The sequence below is a fragment of the Janthinobacterium sp. C22 genome (assembly GCF_057919405.1).
In genome coordinates, this window is sequence record NZ_CP193659.1 from 4,498,769 (window position 1) to 4,523,799 (window position 25,031).

Genomic DNA, 25,031 nt, shown 5'->3' on the forward strand with positions numbered 1-25,031 from the left:
CGAATAAGCTCAACAGATAGCCGATCCAGTACTTCTGTATACCAGCCAGGTAGGTCACTTCGTCCCTGGCGCTCCAGTTTTTTCGCTGTCATATTTTTAATATCCTCCGCTTGCGCCGTTTCGCCGGCTCACGTCCATTCTGGCGTCACAACACGATCCATGTGCAGTAGCATCGCTCGGACTTTAGTGTGCCAAAAGCCCGTTGGCGTGGTTGCACCGGGTTTCGTGCTCGCGATGTATGAATCGCCACCAGCAGCTTAGACTCTCCTGATCCATGGTTCTTGAAAGATGAAAAAAGATGGATCGTGTTAAGGCCTGGGCGTCCTGTTAGGCACCTGGTACGCATTCTCGTAGTTGCCTCATCTAACGACGAGATCGACTCTGGCCTGTCTATCGCCCCTGTCCTGCATAGACTCCCCCGCGCTCAAGATGGTTATATAAAATTGCAATAGTGGAAAAATTATTCAGAAAATTTAGAAATAAGATGAAAAGTCTGAATTGGAATTGAAAATTGGTACAAGATTTAGCTACACATGGAATTATTGACTAATTTACAACTAAAAGAGATGATTATTAAATACTTTATCTGCCATATCAAGGAATTTTAATATATCGCGCTTAGCTTTCCCGTGATACTCAGCAAGGATTTTCCTTGAGTCTAATGGAACATCTTTTAAGATCATTCGAACGCCCCAGCTCAATTCACGCGAATCATGTCTTTTTAGCCCACGGTACTCCCGTTCCAGTTCTAATAACTTATGGTCTGCAATATATCTTCCTGGCAATCCAAAATCCACAACCGCATTCATTTTCCCTGCAGCAGATTTTTCTTTTATTTCTACAATTCTCTTTCCAGAAATGTCAGTTGACAATTCAAATTGAAAGTATGAATCAAAGGAATCGCTATACGGATTAATGTGAGTGGCGAGATCAAACTGCTTTGCCCCTTTGTATCGAGAGTTACATATTCCACAGCAAGGAATCAGGTTAAATATTGAAGTGGAAAAATAGGGATGAGTCACTTTCGAAAAAAATGATCCAAGTCTAACAATGCCCTTTTGCTTACTTTTTGAGCACCTGGATCTACCGGCACAACCTTAATTGGAAGCTCTCCACAATATGGACAATAGGTCGTAGGCTGCGTAATTTTATCTAATAGGTCGATGCAAAATTTTGAGCTTCGGTATTTCGTATAGTTAAATATTTCCTCAGAAATCAATGCGCCAAATTTATTTTTCTTTCTACCCTTCACTCCATTGGTGCAAAATAAATTGGCCGGAGAATTTTTAATTATCTCTAATCGCATCAAATTTAACTCATCAGGGGCGGAAACGATAATCAGCTTTAAATTTTTTCATTATCACTCAAAAGAAAATCAAAGAATGCACATTGTTCCCCTGCAATCTTCGCACTCTTTCTCGCATATTTCTCCAGATATTCTTGATCTAAGTTCTTGGATTTTTCTCGATATTTCCTCACAACCGAAATTAGTGACTTTTCCGAATAAATCCCAGCGGTTTGTGGGTTTAAAGAATTCCAATAATTGTCGGCCTGAGTTTCGAGGTATTTCTGGGGATTAACCGTGGTATTGCTCAAATGTTCAAGAATTTTAATCACGATTAAATATTTCCTTAAGGCTATTAACATTCTTATTATTGTAAATTTCTTCGAATTTAAATTTAAATATTTTATCCCCAAGTATATTTAGAAAATCTTCGATGTATTCTTTTTCAATAGCTGTGTAGCTTTTATTGTCCAAGAGTTTCATGAAATCCCGAATTTTCAGAGATGAAAATAAACCACTGGTCATGCCTTCTAAGAATAAAGGACCTGCATATAAATCGTACAAGTTAGCACCAAAAGTCTCCAGCGAGTGGTTGAAATTTTGTGCATCAGATTCGCGATCACCCAGTATCGCGATATTTTGCCTTGGTAGATCAGATATGAGTAAAGGTGAATGGGATGTTAAAATTAATTGAATCTTTCGATTAGTAGCTATTGACAATATTGTGAGTAGGCGATATAAAAAATCAACCTGCCATTTCGGATGCAGATATAGATCTCCCTCATCAATTAAAAGGATTACGTTATCCTCAGCAACCTTATCCAAAGCGGAAGTAAGAGTTGAAAATAGATTGAGATATGCTTTTTGGCCTGAACTCAATCCAAGCCAATCTAAGTTGATAAATCTTATGAAGCTCATATTTGCAGCATAGCTTTGCAGAAAATTCCTGCTATACCCACTATATCTTATGATAAAACTTTGTTGCGACCTTTCTCGAATTGCATCGCTTGAATATTCCATGTCTAAGTCCGAACACATTGCTGGAAGATTCTCAATGAAATCAAATTGTTGCTTAAGCAGGATCCCGTCGGCAAGGCGTGGGTGTGAAAATATATCAAATTTCTCACTCTTAAAAATCCCAAACTTCATACATCTTTTTTTTAATTCACGTATTAATTCTGCCAGAACTTCCTCAGTCGAAGTAAATCTGTCCATGACGTAACCGACATCAAAGTCAAGATCAACTAAGTGATTCTCACCACGATCTGAAAATCTCACACTACCTAAGTAAGCATTTAAAAATCCAACATAGTATAAGTATTGGGACAACAGCGCAAATCTGGTCCTAGGTTGCAAATCTTTAGTTCGGCGACGGATAAATTTATGTAGTTCCGATAGATTTTTTGATGACAGAAGGTTTTGACGTATACCTGTAAATGTGTTGAATACGTTTACAGTGATATGAGCTGCGATCGGCTCTTCTATTTCCAATTCACTGAAATAAGGAGATTCAAGAAACGAAATTTGTTTTGAAAAATCCAAATCCCATCGAAGTGCTGAGCGAAGATTTTTTGAATTTTCAGAAAGATCGAAGACTTCTTTACTGAAATTATTACGCCTCTGATCATTGACATTGGAAAAAAATACGACGTCTAATGAGGATATATTGCCTCGGTGTTCTTCAAAATCTACGCACCTCGAAGTTGGAGGTGTCGGCGATGTAAAGTTGTAGTATCCGATATATCTTTTCTTGCCACTCTGCTTTGTTATGACAAAAAAATCCTGCAATATCGATGTTTTTGATCCTTTTAATGAATTGCAAATCAATTCCAATGCATTACTTTTTCCAGAGCCATTTTTTCCAATTAGGGCTACGACATCAGTTACGTTGTAGGGAAAAAATTTGCTGGTATTTTTTTTGTCCCTATTCGTTGAACAGAATTCTTTTCTTTGCTGTACTTAAACTGAACCGTGGATGAAAGATTCAATTCAAAATCTTTCAAATTTTTGTATTCTTTAACCCAAATGTATATTATTTCCATGAATTTCTTTCGTTGCTATTAAATTTTTATAAATATAAATTTCAGAGGTGTCGCAATTATAATATGTATGCATTGCCAACAGTCATTATTCCTGAATCGCGTCTAGTTTTTTCATGTTCTTGAAGCGAAGTCAACGACAGTTCCGCCTAGTGACGCAGACTGGACTCAGGTATATGATCCTGTTTCATGGGCGTGCTTTCCTGATTTTAGGTTCTACTTAGAGGGTGTAGACGAAATCAACGCTTAAAAGCGAGTCTGTTGAGTAGCATACGTGCTTCAGCCAACCACACCCAGGCTACCGAAACAGTGAATTTGCGGTCGTGATGCGTCACTCTGCGGCACCAGCGTTCCATCCACGCGTGTGTCCGTTCGGCGGCCCAACGCATGGGCAGGACCCTAAACCCGGCATGCGCAGCTGCAGCATCTTCAGGGGGTGTCTTGGGATCGTGCAGCGTTCGCTCGTCCCATTGGCCGGATGACTGAATCGCCATCAGTAGCTTAGGCTCCCCTGATCCATGGTTCTTGAAAGATGAAAACCGATGGATCATGTTGGACATGGGCGTCCTGCAAAGCACCAGGTGTGCGATCTCGTAGCGGCCTGATCCAACGACGAGATCGGGTCTGGCCTGTCTATGTCCCCTGCCCTGCAGAGACTCCTACCACGCTCTAACAAAAGCATGCCGGCGAAGGATGGTTTATCCGATCGAGGCAGCAGCAGAGCGCCTGCTTTTGCGCGCGATAGCGGCACAGTTGGCTACGATAGACTGGCCCGCCATCTGTTTCGTGCGCTCGGCCAGATCGGGGACTTTGCGCGCTGGCAGTTGAGTTGCGCTCATGGCCAGCGCGACATGGCACCAGACGGTGTCACGCCAAAACAGAAGCTTGCCATGGCCGCTTAACCTCCACTTTTAGAACGCTCTAAAAATGTGGTGGGGGGATTACCCCTTAACGGTATCGTAAATTTCCAATGTTTGCGCTCGTAAGATAGACCAGTGATTAATTGCCGCAGCCCAAGATTTTTGGCCTGTGCCCCCAAAGCCTCATCCAGCATGCGACGCACGTGGTCTGATGATGGCGTCGTGTCGGCGAGAAGCTCCAAACCACTGACATGACGCAATTCCGCCGCTAAAGTCATATTCAGTCCCACGCTCACAGGCTCATGCTGGACCCAGCCTAACGGCGTTTCAAGAGTGGCGCAAAATAATTCGAGGCTACAAGTACGCACGTCTCCATGCAGTTGATAGCTGAAAAATTGGGAGTCGAAGTAGATATGGCGCGGATCGATGGACAAGCGCGCATATTGATTGTCCAGTATCTGCACGAGTCTCAAATTACTCGTTTCCAGTTTCGCTCGAAGACTCTGTACGGCAGACATATCGTCGATTCGGACCCAGCCAAGCGGAAGCAATAACTTACTTCCTAGGCCGGCAGTAAATGGCAGCGATTTCGCATGCCAGGCCAGCGCCCACAACCACCCATGCTCCGTTTCTGTCAATTGCGCTGCATAGACTTTCAAGGGCTTGCCGCTACGACCGCTCGTCAGATTACCGTCAAGCGTAAGTGGGATATCCACCCCAACGTGGGGAGTGGAAAATAGATAAGGTTCATCGATCGCGAGCGGCAAAGCTGCCATTGCTTCCATTCCGGTACCAAAATGTTCAACTAACGCCGTAACAAAAGCGCGCTGCCCATCGAGATTACGCTCTACACCTAATTCGTCCGCAGTAAACCAAGCGAACAATTCTGGATAAAGCTGTAGCCTCTCAAAAAGTTTAACGACGCCGAGGGTATTTAGTCGCAGCGGGAAAAGACGAATTCGATATTCGGTATACGCGTGATGATTCCTAGCGCCTTCAACTCGGCAATAAGGCGGGACGTCGAGAGCTTCGCCGCACGTGTAATGATCTTGCTCCGACAGGCCCAGCTCTTCATGCAACTCACGAAACAGTGAGCGCTGAAGATATTGCATTGGCCAGTGAGTGGTCCCATAGGCGAAATCGTATTCCGCTTGCTGCGGCCGCGCTGCCAACGGGACATCGCTCAACTTGAAGCGACCACCCGGCAAGCCAAAGTATCCTTGCGCATCGGCACGTTTTTTATCTTCCCGTGCGTACAACAGAAACTTATCACCCACGCGAAGCACACCCCATGCGACATAGACGAAACGGATTGGTCTGGATTCCTGTGTTGGGTGATAGCGCAAGCGGCCAGTTTCAAGCCGGCGTAATAAGGCGCGTTGCTCATCAATATCGCTGTCACTGGCCTGCGTCCCCCAATAGCCAGGATCGACAATAGTATGCAGGTCAGTTGCCATAGTCTCAAGCAGGGAACGCGCTACTAACCATGCAGCGTAGGACTGGAATCGCCAAGTCCCTCTGGCAGCACTATCAAGATCAAGCATGGCAAGGGCACAGAACAACCGCTCGACAGTGGCTAAGGTGGCCTCTATCTCCCCCTGCGTAGCAATATCACCCAATCGGGCAGCCAAAGTGCTTCGATCCAAGTCCTGTCTTACATCATCTTCGGCCAACATCGGTGGCAATAAGTAGCCTATGCGCTTGAATAAGTTTCCGAGGTAAGCAGCCATGCCAACATTGCTCTAAATCAATAAAGCTCCGATATTACTCCTATAACAAATTTTTCGAAAGAACTACAGTTGCCTTCATCAGCTTCTACGGTTTGGAGACCAACCTGAAAGCAGACGCTGTGATTTTTTCAACAAAAATGCAACGAGTAATTTCTAAAACTACTGAGGACGAAGAGTCCATCTGTGAATGTTTACTGAAGGAAACAAATAACATGGCTCATAAAATTGTGTTCTACCCTGTCGGCAATGGCGATACTTGCCAGATCATTTTAGAGAACGGCAAACGCATTCTGATGGACTATCGCCATCGCAAAAAAACCGAAACGGGCGAAGGCCCAGAAATCAACCTCAAAGCCCACCTCAAAAAGGAGCTCAAAGACGCGGGACGTAATTCGTTCGATGTGGTGGCGTTCACCCACGGCGATTCCGACCATATCGAGAACAGCACTGAGTTTTTCGAGTTGACGCACGCCGCCAAATACCAGGGTGACGGAAGGGTTAAGATCGATACACTGTGGGTACCCGCTGCCTTGGTGCTTGAGAACGCGACCAACGATCAACAATCCGCGGAGTTCATCATCTGGCGGCAAGAGGCGCGCTACCGCCTGAAGCAAGGCACGGGCATCCGCGTCTTTTCGAAACCCGAGAAGCTGAAGGGCTGGCTGGAGGATAATGGGCTGACGCTCGAATCGCGGCGTCATCTCATAACCGATGCTGGCAAGATCGCACCGGACCTCTCCTTGGACGCAGACGGCGTTGAATTCTTCTGCCACTCACCCTTCATCAAGCACGTGGACGAGGGAGATGACCTCCGTAACGCGGCCTCGCTCATCTTCAATGTCCGCTTCCGTCAGGGCGAGAGCCACTACGATTTCCTGGCAGTTGGCGATTCGGAGTGGTGCGTGCTGGAGGACATTGTCAAGACCACGAAGGCCCATGGCAACATGGACAGACTCGCATGGGACCTGTACAACATCCCCCATCACTGCAGCTATCTGGCACTCAGCGATGTGAAGGGCACGTATGAGACGGTACCGAAACCGTACGTCGAAGATATCCTGTTGGCTGGGAAAGAAGGGAGCTACATCGTCAGTTCCAGCTGCCCTATCCTCGACACCAAAGAGGGCCGGGAGCAAATCCAGCCACCTCACATTCAGGCCAAGAAGTGCTATCAGCGCTATCTGGACAAGACGAATGGTGCCAAATTCCTTGTAACGATGGAGGAACCGAACGCTACCCGTCCACAGCCGCTGGAGTTCAAGGTCGAGGCGCAGGGGCTGTCGCTCGTGGGTGCTGCTGCGTCGGCTGCAGGCATCATCATCTCCAAACCGGCGCCGAGGGCTGGCTAAATGATCCGCTCATACCATGCACTCGGCCAAGTGCTATCGGGCCTGGCACCGGAGCAGCTGACACATGCCCAAAGCAGGCAGATGCTGGCCGCCTGCCATAGGCATCCGGCCTTCTCGGTCGTCGAATTGAGGAAAATCTCGAATCCATCCGACGTCAGCAAACCGGCTATCGACGGGATTGTAGTCGATTGCTGCGACGGCACGGTGCCTTCGAGGAACCTGATCGGCATCCACAATAAGGAGCGCCTGTTGCTGTTGCACGGGCCTGGCCTCTTGACGCCTCATGAGGTCAGGGCGCTACGCACCGGATTTCCGGCTACCGCGCACCAGAACAGCATTTTTAACGGCGAACCTACCTCACTGTGCCTCTATTTTGAGCCTTGGAGCGCGGTGGAGCGTACTTGGACCCCGGAAAAGCATCTACAACGTATCCTGTGGTGGCTGCGCGAGACCTCTGTCGGCACCCTCCATCGCACAGACCAACCACTGGAGCGCCTGTACTTTGTCTCCCCGTATCAAATTGTGCTTCCGGCCGACTTCAACGAGCGAGTGGCCCTGCGTACGGAGGTGCTTCACCTCGCGTGCGCGCGATCACGTGACAAGGGCACCATGTTACGCGGGGCGTTCGGCCCGCGGCCCGAGAAACACGCTGCCCGCGATGACTTCGGCATGGATATCTTGGTCGTCGCCGTTCCGCCGGCCCTCTCAACGCGGATCGAACGCTATCCGGCCGATTTATGTGCACTGCACGATCAACTGGTCGCGCGTGGCTCGACGCTTCTCGCCCCCCTACAGGAAGCCGCGAAGCAAGCGATGTCAGGTTCTGGCATGCCGATGCACGACCCGGCCGCTCAGCATACGTTGCTGCTGTTACAGATTCCCGTCACGCGAGCTGGCAGCCAAACGCCGGAGAGAGTCGACGTCTCCGGATTCGTCATACGCGGGGCCCCTCTCAGCCGACTCGGCCTTGATACCGGTGCGTTTTTCGACGGCCGGGACGGGAAAGCATACGTATCCAATACCCTTTCACTCTCACGGGATACTACCGCAGACGAGTCCCCAAAAGCATGGCGCGGTCTGCCAATTGAACCGATCGACGTCAAGGTCGCCTTCAGTGCCTCGGATGTGCACAGAGCATCTGGCGTGGACAATGCCGCCGGAGACTTCCGGGGTATTCTCGCAGGAGTAGGTGCGCTAGGTAGCAGCATGGCTGAAATCTGGAGCCGCGAAGCGTGGGGCCGCTGGACCTACGTCGACGATGATATCCTGCTACCACATAATCTTGTCCGCCACATCGGTAAGGATCTGCACATCGGCTGGGCGAAGGTTGATGTTGTCGCACAGATGGGAGAACTGAACTGGCCATCCAGCGTAAAACCCGAGGCGGTCTACGCCAATGCCACGGACAATGAGAACCCGGACGTACAACGCGCAGTTTGCGAAGCCCACCTGTTTGTCGATGCGACGACCACTCTCGAAGTGCCGCGCGACCTGTCCGATCGCGACGATATGCCACGAATGGTATCTACCTTCATAACCCCGTCAGGACGGAGTGGCGTATTACTATTCGAGGACGAAGCACGATCAGCGCGCCTGGCATGTCTGGAAGCACAATATTACCGCGGCTTGCTCAATTCCGACTGGGGTGCTACCCATTTGGCTGGTCATCAGGGCAGTTACTGGGTTGGTGCTGGCTGTCGAGATCTGTCCGGCGTGCTCGCCCATGAACTCGTCCAATTGCACGGAGCAACTCTAGCCAGACAGGTCCGACTACTGGCGACTCAGCCTGACTCGCAGATCCGGGTATGGACCGTAGACGAGGAAAGCGGCGCCGTTTCCGTCAATGTGGTTACAGTGGCCCCATCTGTGGAACGCAAAGTCGGCAAATGGCGGGTGGTGTGGGACGAGGAACTGGCGAGGAAAGTTCGCCACCTGCGCGACCAGTCACTGCCGAGCGAAACGGGTGGCGTGCTCCTTGGTTACGTGGACCAGAAGCGCAACGCAATCCACCTCGTCGACGTTCTACCGGCACCAATAGACAGCGACGCCAACAGAACCGGCTTCACCCGCGGGGCAACAGGACTACCCGAGGCCATTGCAGAGGCGGCCGGTCGAACCGCCAACATCGTAGGCTACCTCGGAGAGTGGCATTCGCACCCACAGCACGCATCGGCAACGCCAAGCGCCGCCGACCAGACGTTGCTCGCCTACCTCGCGGACACACTGTCATTAGACGGAGTACCCGCACTGATGCTTATCGTCGCAGACCGTGACATATCAATTACGATCAAGGAGGGTTGCACACATGACTGAAATGGCTGCAGAGCAGCGAGCTTTCAGCGTGGCGCTGTCGGGAGGCGGTGTGCGGGCGGCGGCGTTTCACTCCGGCGTGATGCGTTACTTGGCCGAGCAGGGACGACTGGGGGACGTCGTGCACATCTCGTCCGTATCTGGAGGGAGCCTGTTTGTCGGCATGGTTTTCTACCTGAGCGACTATTCTTGGCCCAGCTCGGAAGCATACATCTCTAAGGTACTCCCTCGCTTCCGGCAAATTCTAACCACAAAATCCCTGCAACGGTCGGCCCTGCGCCGCCTGATCATCAACCCGCTCAACTGGCGCTTCCTCCTATCACGGGCAAATGTCCTCGCGCAGGCGATCGAAGCGACTTGGGGCGTGAGTGGAGGCCTCGCTACGATCGACAATGCACCGTCCTGGTCTATCAACTGTACGACCGCCGAAACAGGACGCCGATTCAGGTTCAAGCGCATGACGATGGGTGATTATGAGCTTGGCTACGCCAGTGTCGAAAATTTTAGCCTAGCCAAGGCCATGGCCATTTCAGCCGCGTTCCCGGGGGCATTGGACCGCTTTCGGTGAAAACCAAAGATTTCCAATGGAGGAAGCGTCCCGGTGAATGGGGGCAAGGGCAGGAAAGTGCGGTACCGTTCGCACCGCCTTTCAAACGGCTGCATCTGTATGACGGCGGATTGTACGACAACCTCGGCATCGAACCGCTATTTGACATTGGCAGCCAGACAATCAAGCAGGACGAGACGTTGGACCGGCAGGCAAAGTTCCTACTCGTGTCCGATGCCGGCGCAGCGCTAGGACGAAAGTCGATCCTGCACCCGCTAAATCCATTTCGTTTTGAGCGTATCGTCGACATTGCTCTGGACCAAACTAGGTCGCTGCGTGTTCGTGCACTAATGAACGTTCTCCAGCGGGAGCCCAAATCTGGTGCCTACCTGGGTATCGGGGCTTCAGCCGGTAGAAGCATCCATCGATGCGCCACAGGCCGCGAATCGATTGCGGCACGGCTACAGGCCTACAGCTGGCTATCGGAGGCTGAAGCAAGGTTGGCAGCAGCGTACCGTACGACACTGTGCCGCCTGACGGAGCCAAGCTTCGACCTTATCGCCCGGCATGGCTACGAAACGGCCAAATGGAATCTGGAGCTGTTGGCGGGCTGGCCGACCCAGGCAACGGAACTGAGCGCCATCGCTGCCTGAATGAGATAGATGCTGGCGGCGAAAGCTAAGCTGGTTCAGCACACAGCTGTTCGTCGTGTAGCGTGAGGCTTAATTGTACGGCACTCTCTGCTCGGATTTCATGGGCAAATCACTGATAAAGTCTAGGATCCAAAGCGTCCCCGTCGCTCAGCAAGCCGAGGTGTGCGAGAATATTCCGGCAACGTGCGAGCCATTCGGCCCGATCCTTTGGTTCGCCGCGGATGCCACGGGTCTGCGCCACATAAGCTAAGGAGCCAATCTCAAGTTCTTCGAGCGATCGAACTTGGCGTTTGCTATCAATCCACAACGGGCAGGACACATGTCGCTCGAGGCTCCGGACCAGCTCTCTTCGCCGAATTTCGATTAACGGCAGCAATTCGGCAGCCTGCGCAGTCCACATTCGCCGCTGCAGCTCTTTCTCACCATCATTACCGTCGAGCAAAGTAAATGGATGTAGCATATCAACACCGTCGAAGTGATCTAAACCACCATTTTCCCAATTGCTTCCCAGCGTGCTATCGCCGCGGCCAAGAGCACAGCGCGCGGCTTGCAGTATAACTTCGATATCAAACACATCCCGTTCAGGCTGATTTATTAGATAGTCAGCGAGATCAATATCCCACAGCGCTAGCGCAGCAATTTGGCGCACGATGAGTTTGTGATGGCGGGCACGCTTGCGGATGCACCGCAGTCGCTGATCAACGTAAGTCAGCGTGTCCAGTTCACCGAATACTCCGCTCCAAATACAGGTAGTCAATGCCGCCCCCTCAGCCTGAAGACACTTTTGAGGCACACCTCGAACAAAAACCAACAAGACTGGACGCTCGTCAGAGGCCCGCTGACGACTCGCAACTTCGAAGTCGCGCAGAAACGTCCGCCAAGCGTCCCAACTTAACGCTGTCACACCCTCAATTACTATCAGTTGGCCAGCTCTCAACTGGCTACAGAGTTTCTCGGCATTCCAACCAACCCACTGCTCCGGCTCAAGGTAAAGTGTATCTGTAAGCCACCTGAGCGGATCCTCAGGTGAGTCGATCGTCACCCTTTCGGGCGACCAATGTGCATGCCTCAGCTGTTCAACGAATGCTTCCTCCAAATTCGGCTGAGCAAAGGTCGGCGTAGCGACCACAACGCTGATGCCGTCGCGCATTTGCTGCATGACACCATCGATAAAACCGGCGGGGCCTGGCAAGGTATACCACTTCATCAGGCGGCATCCCCAAACATGCGCTTAGCGAACGAATCCAGGGCCCAGGTCGCCCCTTGCTGGCGGACCACCAGCCCCAGTGGCTCAGCCCATCGAAGCGCGCGCTTGACGACATCACTCTTCAGGCCCCCATACTCGACAATGTCGTTCTCGCTGACGCCATCACCCAAACCTTGCAACGTCGTCAGCACAGCCTCGGCCTCTTCAATCCCGCCAGTTAGCCGGAGTCGATTGTTGAGCCGCCATTCGTAATCAGTCAGAAGCTTAGTCATTCGCTCCAAGTTATTTACAAAATCGAGTGTCTTCACGCGCGCTGCAGACTCGAGCAAACCGCCCCAGAAACCCGTCAGGGCCTCAAGACGATCAACGTTATCGGTCGGCAACTGTAGTTCCTCGAGCCATTTTCGAACGAATCCACGAGCCCATGGGAGCACCGACAACCACGGCTCGAACCACTCATCCTGTTCTCCGATAGTGGCTGCAAGAGCCCACAAACGATGAGGATCGGCGACGAACACCACCGAAACGAAACTAGTGGGCGACGTCAGCGCCTTTACTTTTGCCTGTGCCGCTTCCACCCATTCCGTATTCCATGGCACGGACGGTGGCACCAGCATCACAGTAATACCATCGGTGACACGTCTCTTAATTTCCTTGCCGAGCTCTTGTGCGAAGCTCTTCTGGTCTGCGGCCCCATCCAGCTGTATGAAAAGCCTGCTGTCTGCCATTCCAGGCTGGTCTAGCAGGCCTGGTAACAGGTTATCGATGCCTGACGCCTCACTGGCAGCCACGAGCGAAACCGAGCTACGCATCTGGACAACTTCGTCAAGCTGACGATAGGTCAGCGGATTGCGCGCAGGATTATCGACGCGCCCGCCGAGCGTTGGACGGAAAATCGTGGACTTGAATTCGATCCGCGGCTCACGTTCTGCCTGTAAGGTGTTCTCTATCTCCTGCTTACTTCCCAACAATAGCAATACGTTCGGATTACGCAGACTGAAGCACTCGGCTGTCTTAGCTTGGCTCAGCACCCCGAGTTGGACCATCTCCTCCAGCAGGGCCAGGAAATCCCGTTCGGAAGTCGTTGCAAACCCTTCGGGCCACCAGGAATTCGCGCAATCCTGCCAGATTGATCGCCAGTCAATACCCTTCACATGATCATAGCCGCGGGTGAGTGCCTCCAGGCCAATGGCATACGCAATCACCTCATAGCGCGCATCCAGTTGGAGGGTAAGCCGGAATTTGGAGCGGATGGCCTCGCGCAGCGGACGTCCGGAGAAGACCGATTCAATGTCCGTTTCTTGAATCTTAAAACGTGGGCCAGCAACATCGCGGCGTTTCAGCTTTGTTTCGCGCAGATGCCTAAGCAATTGAGTGCAATACAACTGGATCAGGCTCGGGTAATAATTAGTCTGGGCAAGCACACGCATGACGAGGCTCCGGTCATCAAACTCAAAGCCCGCAGCTTCGATCGGCCGAGTGATGAGTTCCTCCGCTGCCCGAATCTCGCGCTCATCCATTAAGGGACCGATCCGAACGGCCTCATTAAGGTGCCCCAGCGGTTGGTTCGAGGTACTTGCCGTCCTCAGAACATTATGCAGTCCGGCGAAAACGACCTTGAACCGTCGATCCGTCTCATCCATGAGCTGCTTCAATCGCCGGGTTTCAGCGTAAGTGCCTCCACAACGGGCATCCTGTTCAAAGAAATGGTCAGCCTCGTCGAGGAGCAGCAAGATCCGTCGCGCCGGTGCCATAGCCAAGAACCTCTTGATCGACGCGAGGAATGCATCAATGGAAGTCGGCTTAGCCGGATTGACGGGAGGCATATCCAAACCGGTGATGTTCAGCTCACGGAGCTTGTCGTACACAGAGAGCCACATGTCGATCGCGGGGCGGCGTTCACCAATCCCTTGCGCGAGTAGGTCGATCCACACCGCATAATGGTCGGCCGATGGATTGTGGAAGGTTTTTCGGCCCGCCGAAGCAAAGCGGTTTTACCCAGTTGCCGGCCGCCATAAATGAAATAGCAGCCCCCTTGGGCCTTGACCGCTTCAAGTTCAGCAACCCGCCCATAGAACATTTCCGGTGGAACAAAGCCGGCACTGGCGTCGTAGGGCTCGCTATAAGTAAAAGGTAAGGCGACGTCAAACCAAGTCGCGAGGCGCGATCCGCGCTGGGCAAGCAAGAACAGCAGGATCGACTCGTCGAGCAAAAGGAAGGAGCGCTGGCGATCCTTGGAGATGCGTGCGAGTTCGGGCCAGAATCGTGCCGGACTACGCGAAAGCACCAGCACAATAGTAGCGGTCTGTTGGCTGGTCTCTCCGATTCGCTGAAGCAAGTCCTCCGGCGTCAACCGATCAGTCAGGACGACCACGCGATATCGCCCCTGCGCGCGGGAGCCAAAATGGGGCACCGGGCACACTTCGCGGTCCACGATAGGCGTCACCTGGAGTGACCATGCTCCCCGCACCTGGTCGACCAATGGAGCCGTGAACCCCAGCGCATCAAGTATCTTGCGCAGGTTGTCACGCGACATACTTCGCTTGGCAACAGACAATGCCCATGCCCGGTAGACACTCTCAGCTTCCACTCGCGCCGGCTCATCCCCCTCCAGGTAGAAGGAAAGCGGCCCAACGGCACCGCCAGTGCGGATCAGTTTATCCACTTCCGATGCCTCCAGTCGCGCGAGCTGACTCAGCAATTCAGCCTGCTGCACCGGGAAAAACCTCCGGAACGAGTCTCTGCGCGAGTCGCGCTCGGGCCAAGGCTCCATATCTTGCCTTACCCGCTGCATCAACTCATTGAACGTATGGATATCCGAACGTGCTAGCGGTGCTGCTACCTGCCTAGCCACTTCGTCAGAGAGACTAGACTTTTCACGTTCAAACTCATCACAGGCATCCTGGATTCGATGAGCTTTTTGCTGTTCGATCTTGCTGGCTACAGCCTCGACTCGCGCCATGGCCTGATCGAAGCGATCAATATCGCGCTGGCTCAGTTCCACAGCGCTAAGTTCACCCTCGCACGCTGCGCGTTCGCCGTCGCTCAAGTAACCGTAAGCGAGACCGACTTCCGATGCGCGACGAGCTTCTTGGATTTTGCGCTGAAGGTCTCTCGCCCACGCGTCCCTGTACTTATCAATCGACTGCTTGCGGACACTGGCGTCTTCCTCGCCGGACAACTCTTTTAGCAATAACAACGCGCCGGCAAAATCTCCGGCTTCGACGTGGGCATCAAATGCTTCCGCCGCATTGCTAGGCGAAGCGATCCAAGCTTCCAAGGAATGTAACAGCTGCACGCCGTCAGCTTCGATACCCCACTCGTGCGAGACGAACATACCTGGCACAAGCAAAAGATCGCGCGTAAGCAGTTCCTTGGCTTGGATCTCTGCTGATGGCCCAGTGTCACTTTGCCTAAACATGTTCACAATGGCCTGAATTTCGGTGCGCAACACACGGCTGGCCGCGTCGACTTGACCCCACTGATCGCCATCCCAGCTTTCATTCAGTTCTGCACACGCTTGCTCGGCATGGGCATCAAAAGCTCCCTGTAGCTGGCGGACTAGGCCGCGCAACCGCCCTCCGGCATCTGAAAGCATGCTTTCCGCGCCCAGCCATTCCTTTGCTAACGTTACCGCCTCGCAGGTAAGAACCCACAAGTGCTCCAATGCACCCGCTTCAATGTCTTGGCCTCGGCGGCCCAACTGACGTCTATCGGTGTCTGTTACACGTTCCTGGAAAGCGTTGTAGTTCGCAAACTCCTCGATCGCTATCCGAATAGCATTGCGCTCTTCCGTGGCGCCACGCATCACCGGCGAAATCAGTTTGTGGATGGGTTCCCCAGGCTTCAACCAATGCAGCCAGACCTTGGATGCAGGCGCGTAACGAATCTTCTTATTTGGGGCACGTTCGAGTAGCCAATCTTCGGCATCTTTCTGAAGCATCGCCAGTTGCGCTTTTTGCGACGCGTCATCTGCCGCCGAACGAAGTACGGTGGGGCCAATCGCGAAACCTGTCAACGGCTCGCTCACTTCACCCACCAAGCGCACCAATCTCAGCAGCGCCGAGTAACGGCCATTCAGATGGCGGTAGCTGGCAATCACGGATGCTCCCATTGCCGGGGCTAAGATCATCGGCCTGAGGGTCGCAGCGATTAGAAGCAGATTAAGCGCGGTGTGCCAATTCGATGGCGCGTCTCCCGGCTCGAACCATGCCTGGTCGATTTCACCGAAGGCCTCGCCAATCGACATTGCTAATGGTCCGTCACCTGCGATAAGTCCAGGCGCCAGCGCCACGGAGCGCAGCAACGCTGGCGGTGCAACGCGGAGGTTCGGTGATGTGACATGCAGTGCATTGGCAAACTGATACGCAAGCGAAGGCATTCCCATTTTCAACAAGGACCAGATGGGGCGGCACTGCTCTCCGGCTGTGTTATTGAAATACATGTCGGACGCAGCCCCTCCGGCTTCGTCAATCCGTGCCAACTCGGCTGTTGAGACGACCGCATCAACTACCTCCACGATCTCAGTCTGCCGCTCTGGTCCTTTGTCGGTATGCTCTGTATCCGTCGGCAATTTGTCGCGCCCGCAGCCGTCAATTTGCGCTGAAGTGTTCGCTAGTGGCACGTCTGGCGATTCATACTCCCCGGGCCTTGTTTCCGCTGTATGATCGGCCTCATCGTGCCGACCAGCATTCGCCGAGTCTTCGACGCTTTGAATTAGTTCCTCGGCATCGGCGGCGTCTTGAACGTCACTTAAATGTGAATTCGGTAGTGCTATACCACCGCTTAACCGCGATGCCATCTCAGCGGCATAGTCGAGGTTTGGATCATAAGCCTCGCCGCGCGGCGAAGCCGACGCCAATACAAACAGCATCGCGTCAGGGTATTTGCGTTCCGCTCCGAGGAGTTCTTCCTTCGCCTGCAACTGCCGATTGGTCAAGTCGAACTTTCGGATAGCCGAAGCTGGCCGAGCCAATTCCGCGTCAATTGCCGCAAGGGCCTGTTTCGCGCTATCAACGCCCGCTTGGGCCAATCGCATTTCATTGATCGCAATGACAACCCGCTCCATGGCTAATTCCGCATCGTCGGCCAGCAGTAGGACTGCATCGTCCTCCTGCACCTCGGTCAGTGCCATATGCCAGCGGGCGATGATACTACTTAGGTCCTCTCTGGTTAGCCAAGGCAATTCGCCGCAGCTAGATGCCTCCTCTAATCGACCACACAATACGTCCAGCCGACGCTCAAGCATGCTGCTTGGAGGCTCCTGGTCCGGCACAGCATCCAACAATCTGGCTGCATCGCTGCCTAGCCCGATTAGCCTACCAAGCAGCATGCGCGACGGTGCAAGCTGCCACTCCCCGTGCAGCTGGGCTAGCTCCTCTCCGATCGTTGCCCACATAGATGATATGTCCAGGGGCAACTCGTCCACGGCACAATCTGCACCCGCTTCGTCGTCCAGCATCTTGGATTGGTGCGCGTCCGCCGCAGCCGGCGAATCTGCACGCAATCTGGACTCGCTCCTCAAATGGCCAAGTTCGTGCGTCAAGTCAGGACAAATCGACACCGATTCATCAATGAACCAGTGCGTCCATCCAATCGACGATAGGGAGAATATTGCGTGGCTGGCTCTAGTCCGTTGATCTGCGTCTAGCTCCGGCCAGCGCTGCAAATCTAGCTTCAAGCGTGGCCATAGCATGAACACACCGAGCGGCATCTGTTCCTTTTCCTGACGTGCCCAGAATCGCTCAAGCGCTTCGCGTATGCGATTCCACTCAGCACAGGATTCCAAGAGAACATCGTTTTCGAAAGAGAAATCCCGCCACTCTGGATCGTAAGCATCCAACAATTGAACGTCGATAGCACGCGCGTACAATTTCGGCCCGACACTTTCCCGGCGCATGATCTTTTTCACACTCAACCAAAAGCTAGTCCAGCGCCGATCAGCGCTAAGGAATACGGTCAAGATATTTCTGTCTGTTTTCGAGACGGACGCGGCAATGCCCTGATCAGCCAATGAAGAAACTTTTGGTTCAGACTGTATTTCGCGCTTGCGGTCACGATTCAGCCCTGCCTTGCGTTGCATGAGGGTGATAACAGTGACCGTGCCGCCCTCAACTTCAAGCAGTGACTTTGGAAGCCCTATTACCGACGAGTGTATGTACAGACCTTTGTCAACTTGCATTTAACTTTGAGCCAATAAATTGTTGAAATAGGCCTAGCCATACTCGCGTGCGAATACCCAGCAAACCCAGTGTTGTGTCAGATAGTTCCTACAAAGAATATCATTTTGCTCGGGTGAAAAATACACAGATTCTCACAAAACTAAAAGTTATATAAGCATGCCGAGGGCGTGGTTGATAAATTCCATGCGAATTACCACGAATTCACTAGACACTCACAAATCGCTTGAAATGAGGCTTTTGTAGGATCGCGAGCAGATTGTTGTTGAAGCGGTGACGTACGCGCCGTTCCCGTCCCGTCGCCCCCTAAGCCGGACACGTCTGGCCGGTGTGGTACGGTGGCGTGGCCAGTAACGTGCCACCGTCCCATTCCACCATGTAGGAGAGTTGCCGCCTGAATTCGTCCCAGCCCTGATCAAGGATCGCACGGTTCAGCCCCGAATTCTGGCGCACCTTCTTGCCTGGCTGTGAAACCGATCCCTTCGGCGATTTGGACATATTCCGTACCTGCAAATCCTCAATGCAAACAAGCGCGTGATGTTGGCTATTGACATCCTCCCCGCCTAAAGGACGGGGATTTCTACGGCGCGGCGCGATGAGTTGCGAAGCGCTTCGATGGGTTCCTGCTTCTTCGAGCGGCCTGACTGCGCCATCTCTCCACAGGCTAACAAGCGTTGCCCCCGCTCTAAAACATTTGCGGCTCCAACTACATCGGCGTGATTTGCGTAGCCGCAATTGACGCATAGGAATTTCGCCTGGGTCTGCCGATTGTCTTTTGATACGTGCCGGCAAGTCGGGCACGTCTGGCTAGTGTGGTGCGGCGGCACGGCAAGCAGCATGCCGCCACTCCATTGCATCTTGTAGTTCAGCTGCCGTCTAAACTCGCCCCATCCCTGGTCGAGAATGGCGCGGTTTAGCGTGGCTTTCTGACGCACCCTCTTGCCTGGCTGTGCAACCGATCCCTTTGACGATTTGGACATATTCCGTACCTGCAAATCCTCAATGCAGACGAGCGCGTGATTTCGGCAAATTGTCGTGGTAGTTTTTTGCAGGAAGTCTCTCCGGGCATTGGCGATGCGGGTGTGAATTTTCTGGACGCGCGTTTTCGCCTTTTTCCAGTTGGAACTAAATTTGACCTTTCGACTCATGCGGCGCTGGTAGCGTGCCAGGCGCTGCTGGTGTTTCTTGAAGCTGTTGAGCGGCGCGATGAAGCTGCCGTCGCTCAGGGTGGCAAAGCGGGCGATGCCAACGTCGATGCCGATCGCCATCGCCGCCGTGGGCACGGGACATTCGACCTCGCGGCGGGCCATGATCGATACGAACCACCTGCCGCACGAGCGGCTGACGGTAACATAACGCAACTCGCCGAGAACCTCGCGGCTGTTGCGGTAACGCAGCCACCCCATCTTGGATAGACAGATGCGATCATTTTCCTGGTCGAGCTTAAACTCCTTTGGATCTGGATAACGAAAGGAATCCCTGCTACCTTTGCGCTTGAATCTGGGGAAGTTGGCCCGTTTCTCGAAGAAATTCTTATATGCTCTATCCAGGTCTTTCAAAGCTTGTTGCAATACATGGCATGGCGCGGCTTTCAGCCACGGCGTTTGCGTACCATTGCGCCACCTGGTCAAGTGCTTCGCCATGGCCACGTAGCCGATGAATTTGTTGCCAGCTGCGTGATTTTCTTTTGCAGAGCTAAGGCTTTGTTGTACACGAACCGGCACGAGCCGGCGAAGCGCCGCATGGCGCGCTCCTGTTCGCCGGTTGGTCTCAACTCGAACCTGTAGGCTTGATATCTTTCCATGATTTTTCAAGCGTACTCCTGCAAAGGCAGTATCGGCCACAAGAAAGCTAACCAATTTGCGCCGTATTTTTGCTTGACATGGATTGCATACCGTACTGAATTGCACCTCCGCTCTCCCTCCTCTACCTGAGCTGAAACCTCTGCCTCGCGATGATGTCGTCGAGCGAAGAAATGAGCGAGGTTGAGATCAGGGCACCCATTTGGCCAAATCCGCCAGGGTGTGGTCCAAAGTTGAATGCAGTCCCCTCCTTTTGAGCATCCACGAAGTCATCCACCGTGCCGATGGCATCGATCAGGCCAATTTCCTTTGCCTCTAGCCCGCTCCAAATTTCCCCGCTGGCGTAGTCGACGTCGTGCCGCAGGACGCGGCCGCGCCGTTCCTCTAGTTCGCGCAAAAATGTGCGCCCGACCCTGTCCACCAAATCTTGCGCCTTGGCTTGCGCGTCCTGGCTAGGTGGTGTGAACGGATTCAAGAATGCCTTCAGGTGACCGGATGCATATACCTGCTGCGAGATCTCCAGGCGGTCCAGCGCACGCGACAGTTGCCATGGCGCGATGATGGCGCCGATCGATCCCACCAGACTGTATTTCCCGGCGATGATCTTGTCGGCGTGCAAGGCAATCATGTAGGCAGCAGATGCGCCGACGTTGCTGATCGCCGCCACTACCGGTTTCGGGTGCTTTTTCCTGAAAGAGTGAATCGCGTTTCCGATACGCTCGGCCTCGACCGGCGCACCACCGGGACTATCTATCGCCAGAACTATCTGCGTAACGTTGCTGGACTCAAACGCGCGCTTCAAGGCCGGCACGATCTTGTCTGCGGACGCGAGTGAGGTTGCAGCGATCTCGCCTTCGATGTGCACAATGCCTATGACCGGACTGAAGGGACCTATTTTAAACTGCAACATTTGCATGAAAAAGTACAAGCCGAGCAAGAGTGGCATGAGAACGAGCAACGACTTCAGCGTCAAGGTGAGGCGGCGCGCAAATTTTCGATCCCGTTCAAGCGCCAGGCGTTCTTCCCTGAATCCCGCCCGTTGTTCACGTATCTCGGCCAACATCAGTAGTGCGAGATTTGCGGCCTGCAGTTCAGCTTGACTCTTATGGTCTTTGTTTTCCATGGCGTTTCCTTGGGGGGCTAGGCGCGAGAAGTTAGCGACAACTGCCCCCCAACCCAGTACGACAGTTTCCCAGGTCATCTTGTCACCGCATGTTTTTTTCTTCTTCTCTCCGGTTTGGCTGTGCACTTCGCATCGGCGCACCGTCCGCGATCATGGCTTCCGTCGGTTTTGCTTTTTCCACTTCGGCTAATGCTGCGGTGGCTTCTTTGATCTTCGAGATCGGGCATTCCAGCATGAAAGCATGTGGGCGTTCTTGAGTAGCGGCAGATTCTCGTTTTACCGCAGAGGCGCTACATAGCTGAGCTGTAACGGCGCGAAAATATTGCTCGTCGAATTCTGTTCCATCCTCGGAGTGCAAAAGCAAAACCTGGCCATTTGTACACGCCTTTGTGACGAAGCGAAGGGCGAGCCGAGCATAAATTTCGCTCTCATCGCGCGTGCCGGCTGCAACGAAGGTCCTTTGCCCTAACCGACTCGTGGTCTTCGGCGCTAAATCGCAGACCGAGTCATCCGTCGGTTTTTTTGCGAAGGCTACAGCATGCGACGAAGTTGAAAAAAGACTTAAAGAAAGGAAAATCATAATTGATAAAAATTTCCAGCCATACATGATTTTAATGTCCTTCCGTAAAGTTATTCAGTCTGAATTTATATTTACATACTTGAAAAAAGAAAAAATATCACTATTATTTCCTTTCTTGGTCACCTGTTCGTGGAGGAAGTTCATGATTCATTTAAAGAAAGTATTGATGTGTGGAATCGTCGGATCGATCTTCGGTGGCGTTCTTGGATATGGCGAATCTACAACGGTAACAGCCATTTTTTCGATAATTGGTTTCATTTTTATTGTAATGCTATATGAATTGATTTACCTTGTACATTATATAATTACGAAATTTCACAAATGCAGTGGGGAAACCACATTGCACTCTCATGCTCATCGATACGATACCGATTTTTATGATGGAAATCTCATAAAAAATCCGTCATACAGAATCGATGAGCATGGCAATTCAAGTTTAGATGCTAGATGGTTATCTAGGGAGAATTAATGTGCGTCTATTTATTTAATAATTTATTCAAATTATCTTTCGCCTTTCTTTTTAGATATTGGAAATTTTTGGCAACGACATCGGGATCTTCAGTAACTTGTTCATTTGCATTTCCAAAAAGAGATTTATCTGTTGCAATGTGTCCTGATGGGTTTTCTTTAATGCCTGTAGATTTGTAAAAATCCTTCTTTGATTGATTTACTTCTCGGTCTAAAGCGTCGTATTTGTTAGAAATTTCCTTCTGCAATGGCGATGGGGATTCTTTGATTCTCACTTGTTCCTTTTCAACCCAGCTTTTTCCTTCTCGCTGTAAGCTTGTGCCGCTTGCATCGGCAACCTCCCCGCTGCCCCCTATTTTCCCGGAAGGTTTTTGATTCACCTTTAATTTGTTGTTTTTGTGAATTTTTATTAAATCCTGATTCAAAGACAGGTCGGATTTATCACGATGATAAATTTCTCGAACAGCTTTAAATGAATTCGGAAGATTAGATTTTGCGCTAGGAATAATCGGTGACTTCGCGATACTACCTAAATGCGAATCAAATAGTATTTGAGCGGAAGCGCTACTCTCGCCATGTGAGAGTAGCGCTTCAAACAAGTCGATGTTTTTAGGATTTTTTGCAAGATCGATGCTCATTAATTCACCGCGTTCAAATGCCCCGGAGACAGTTCTTGAATATTCTTCTTGTTCTCGAAGCGTTGCATCCGCTCTTTCAGATCTAGAAACAGAATTTGTCAATCTTGCAGCGATCTCTTGCCCATTTCTATGGTCCGATATTACCGAATTCAATAAGCTAGTATTTTTGGCAAGCATTTCTCCCCATTCCTTAAATTTTGTTACTTCTTCACTACTTAGTTTGTTTTTGATCTCTTTTAGTTGTTGGTCAATCGATGCGACGTAATCCTTGGCACCACGAGCAGATATACCGACGCTTCCGACTCCAGGTATGCCGGGCTTAAACTCAACAGCGCCGCCAAATGCGACGGTTGCTACTTGCTGCTCGGTGGCCCCAGTTGCTTTGGCCACATTCTCGGCCACTTGGCGGAGCTCGTTCGTACGTTGTCCAAAACCTTCTGTACTAGCCCTGTTTGTACCTTTAGACGCGTTTTGAATACCAGAGGTTCCTTGCGAATGTGTTAGCGCGTCCGACAGGACTGCGGCTTTATCATTGGTGGCTGCGATGGCCTCAGACTTTGCCGCGCTAGCGGACTTCCTAGCGGCTGCAACGTGCTGTTGCGTAATCTTGGCGTCGACGATCTTCGAAACAGGCCCCTCATTGGCAAATGCTTTTCCTGCCGTGATTCCAGACAGTTCACCACCTGTATACGTGTTCCCTGAAAAATCATTTTGCCGACTTCTGAAGAACGGTGACGAGCGGACAGGCGCCAAGGTCATCTGGTCCATGGCGACATTTCCCATAGATACGTTGCCTGTTGCCGCCGAATTGGTGGCAGTGGTCACATTGCCTTGCAACAGGCGCATGCCATCGACGAGCGCGGTGCCGAAGTTCTCCATGCGCTTGAGGGCAGCCCAGGCAATGAAGGGAATGCTGATGGTCATATAGCCGACGACGGCTTCGCCAGAAATGGCGCTGGAAAAAATGGTCGAGGAAGTAGTCAGCGACAGGGCGTTGACCCCGTTGCCTACGCTGGCCGCGGCGGCCAAATCGCGCATTGCATACATGGTCGCAGCGTAGTTGAGGATGGCATACAACGGCGGCCAAAGCTGGATCCAAATAAGCACAGACGCATAGTTCTTGAAGCCAGCCACGGTATCTTTGCCGTTAGCCAGCATAAGGAGCAGGATCAGCAGCGGGAACATGGCGTACGCCACCACTTCGACCACGTTGCGGATGACGGGCAGTGCTTGTTCAGCTATTTTTCCAGCATTGATCCACGCCGCATTGGTCTGAACCACCGCTTGCGCGCGGCCGACAGCCAGCAGCATCGTGGCCGGATCGTTGTCCTTTTGGCTAGCCAGAAGGCTGGTGTCGTTCACAGCATTGATGAGTGCGTTTTGGCGGATGATATCAGCAGCGGTGGCCGAGGCGTCTGCAATTTTTGCTTTCAGATAGGCTTGCTGTATCTGGTCCGCGATCAGCGCCGCTGCGACCGGTCCGGGTAGCGTCGGATTCATGCGGAATGCCAGTGTGCCCTGAATGCGCTGAACTTCGGCCGGCATTTTCGCCGATAGCTTTGTATATGCCTGAGGACAGGTGAGCACTTCCGAGGTACCGGCCGCATTCGTGACGCCGGTAAACCTGGCAGGATTGGGATCCCCCATGAGCGCCCAAACGTCACCAGAGGTCGCAAATGCTTCCGGTGACAGGTAGCCAGAGGCCAGATCGAACATCGTGCACTGGTGCAGAAAATTAATCAGATCGTTCCTGAAGTACGGACTTTGAAACACGACCTTGGACGTTTCGCGCACCAGCCGGCTGCCGAACATGAGTCCATTGTTCTGATAGCTCAGCTTATCCGGCATGCCGGCGGGCCCCGGAATCACCTGCATGGCTGTTTCTTCGAGTTCCGTCAGACTATTGCCGACCGTACTGGTCAGCGAAGCGAGCACCGCCAGGCCGAACGGGACGTTGTCGACGAATACTTCGGCCGAACCTCCCGTCTTGTCGACAATACCGACAGTGACCTTTGGCACTACGAGTACTGAAAATACCAGGACGACCGAGGCGAGCCACTTCCAGCCCACCATCTTTTCCGGGGCGAAGGCATAGCCTACCAGTGCGGCCACGAAGCCGCACACGGCGACGATGCCGAGAGCATTTCGGTAGGTGTTGGCGCCGACCATGGCGGCCACTGCATTCATCAGCCCGTACAAACTGTCCGAGTTCTGGTAAGCGAAAATTTCCCACATGACTATTTACCTCCTTCTTTTACTTC

14 protein-coding genes and 3 pseudogenes are annotated in these 25,031 nt (G+C 52.3%); 5 read left to right on the plus strand and 12 right to left on the minus strand.

What is annotated here, in order from left to right; translation table 11 throughout:
* Positions 1-557 precede the first annotated feature (557 nt).
* The 3 genes and pseudogenes from ACRHIG_RS21035 to ACRHIG_RS21045 form a co-directional block, all read right to left on the minus strand.
* Positions 558-872 carry a hypothetical protein gene (locus ACRHIG_RS21035; protein WP_489627784.1) on the minus strand — a complete coding sequence of 105 codons (315 nt, stop codon included), beginning with the start codon at positions 870-872 and terminating at the stop codon, positions 558-560.
* 472 nt (positions 873-1,344) lie between these two features.
* Complete coding sequence (locus ACRHIG_RS21040; RefSeq protein ID WP_489627785.1) at positions 1,345-1,617, minus strand: hypothetical protein; 273 nt, start codon at positions 1,615-1,617, stop codon at positions 1,345-1,347.
* Positions 1,610-3,157, minus strand: a pseudogene (locus tag ACRHIG_RS21045) (AAA family ATPase); the annotation flags it as partial. The pseudogene ACRHIG_RS21045 and the gene ACRHIG_RS21040, both read right to left, overlap by 8 nt.
* 847 nt (positions 3,158-4,004) lie before the next feature.
* On the opposite strand from ACRHIG_RS21045, the gene ACRHIG_RS21050 reads away from it, so the two are divergent.
* Complete coding sequence (locus ACRHIG_RS21050; RefSeq protein ID WP_489627786.1) at positions 4,005-4,226, plus strand: hypothetical protein; 222 nt, start codon at positions 4,005-4,007, stop codon at positions 4,224-4,226.
* On the opposite strand, the gene ACRHIG_RS21055 is transcribed toward ACRHIG_RS21050, so the two are convergent.
* Complete coding sequence (locus ACRHIG_RS21055; protein ID WP_489627787.1) at positions 4,223-5,914, minus strand: hypothetical protein; 1,692 nt, start codon at positions 5,912-5,914, stop codon at positions 4,223-4,225. The two genes, ACRHIG_RS21050 and ACRHIG_RS21055, sit on opposite strands and share 4 nt — an antisense overlap.
* Before the next feature lie 92 nt (positions 5,915-6,006).
* Between ACRHIG_RS21055 and mblB the strand changes: the two genes are divergently transcribed.
* The 4 genes from mblB to ACRHIG_RS21075 all read left to right on the plus strand — a co-directional run bounded on the left by mblB (position 6,007) and on the right by ACRHIG_RS21075 (position 10,773).
* On the plus strand, positions 6,007-7,263 hold the full coding sequence (gene mblB, locus ACRHIG_RS21060; protein WP_489627788.1) for an anti-phage 6A-MBL system MBL-fold protein: 1,257 nt from the start codon (positions 6,007-6,009) through the stop codon (positions 7,261-7,263).
* A gap of 81 nt (positions 7,264-7,344) precedes the next feature.
* Complete coding sequence (gene cap2-3 / locus ACRHIG_RS21065) at positions 7,345-9,576, plus strand: anti-phage 6A-MBL system cap2_3 protein (RefSeq protein ID WP_489627789.1); 2,232 nt, start codon at positions 7,345-7,347, stop codon at positions 9,574-9,576.
* The gene (locus tag ACRHIG_RS21070; RefSeq protein ID WP_489627790.1) at positions 9,569-10,141 is read left to right on the plus strand and encodes a patatin-like phospholipase family protein; all 573 of its coding nucleotides are present in this window, start codon (positions 9,569-9,571) and stop codon (positions 10,139-10,141) included. The genes cap2-3 and ACRHIG_RS21070 overlap by 8 nt, the downstream gene beginning before the upstream one ends.
* Positions 10,138-10,773: a hypothetical protein gene (locus ACRHIG_RS21075; protein WP_489627791.1), complete on the plus strand. Its 636-nt coding sequence runs from the start codon at positions 10,138-10,140 to the stop codon at positions 10,771-10,773. Before ACRHIG_RS21070 ends, ACRHIG_RS21075 begins: the two co-directional genes overlap by 4 nt.
* A gap of 109 nt (positions 10,774-10,882) precedes the next feature.
* On the opposite strand, the gene ACRHIG_RS21080 is transcribed toward ACRHIG_RS21075, so the two are convergent.
* The 8 genes and pseudogenes from ACRHIG_RS21080 to ACRHIG_RS21115 form a co-directional block, all read right to left on the minus strand.
* Positions 10,883-11,980: a hypothetical protein gene (locus tag ACRHIG_RS21080; protein WP_092715432.1), complete on the minus strand. Its 1,098-nt coding sequence runs from the start codon at positions 11,978-11,980 to the stop codon at positions 10,883-10,885.
* Positions 11,980-13,848: a hypothetical protein gene (locus ACRHIG_RS21085; RefSeq protein ID WP_489627792.1), complete on the minus strand. Its 1,869-nt coding sequence runs from the start codon at positions 13,846-13,848 to the stop codon at positions 11,980-11,982. The genes ACRHIG_RS21080 and ACRHIG_RS21085 overlap by 1 nt, the downstream gene beginning before the upstream one ends.
* Positions 13,824-18,062 carry a hypothetical protein gene (locus ACRHIG_RS21090; protein ID WP_489627793.1) on the minus strand — a complete coding sequence of 1,413 codons (4,239 nt, stop codon included), beginning with the start codon at positions 18,060-18,062 and terminating at the stop codon, positions 13,824-13,826. The genes ACRHIG_RS21085 and ACRHIG_RS21090 overlap by 25 nt, the downstream gene beginning before the upstream one ends.
* A gap of 409 nt (positions 18,063-18,471) precedes the next feature.
* Positions 18,472-18,705 (minus strand): annotated as a pseudogene (locus tag ACRHIG_RS21095) (RNA-guided endonuclease InsQ/TnpB family protein); the annotation flags it as partial.
* A 17-nt stretch (positions 18,706-18,722) separates the two neighbouring features.
* A pseudogene (locus ACRHIG_RS21100) lies at positions 18,723-19,963 on the minus strand (RNA-guided endonuclease InsQ/TnpB family protein).
* Positions 19,964-20,085: 122 nt separating this feature from the next.
* Entirely contained in the window at positions 20,086-21,084 is a 999-nt protein-coding gene (locus tag ACRHIG_RS21105) for a S49 family peptidase (RefSeq protein ID WP_489627794.1), read from the minus strand.
* An 82-nt stretch (positions 21,085-21,166) separates the two neighbouring features.
* Positions 21,167-21,691 (minus strand): hypothetical protein, encoded by a 525-nt coding sequence (locus tag ACRHIG_RS21110; RefSeq protein ID WP_489627795.1) that lies wholly within the window; start codon positions 21,689-21,691, stop codon positions 21,167-21,169.
* A 449-nt stretch (positions 21,692-22,140) separates the two neighbouring features.
* Entirely contained in the window at positions 22,141-25,005 is a 2,865-nt protein-coding gene (locus ACRHIG_RS21115) for a conjugal transfer protein TraG N-terminal domain-containing protein (RefSeq protein ID WP_489627796.1), read from the minus strand.
* Between the last annotated feature and the right edge of the window lie 26 nt (positions 25,006-25,031).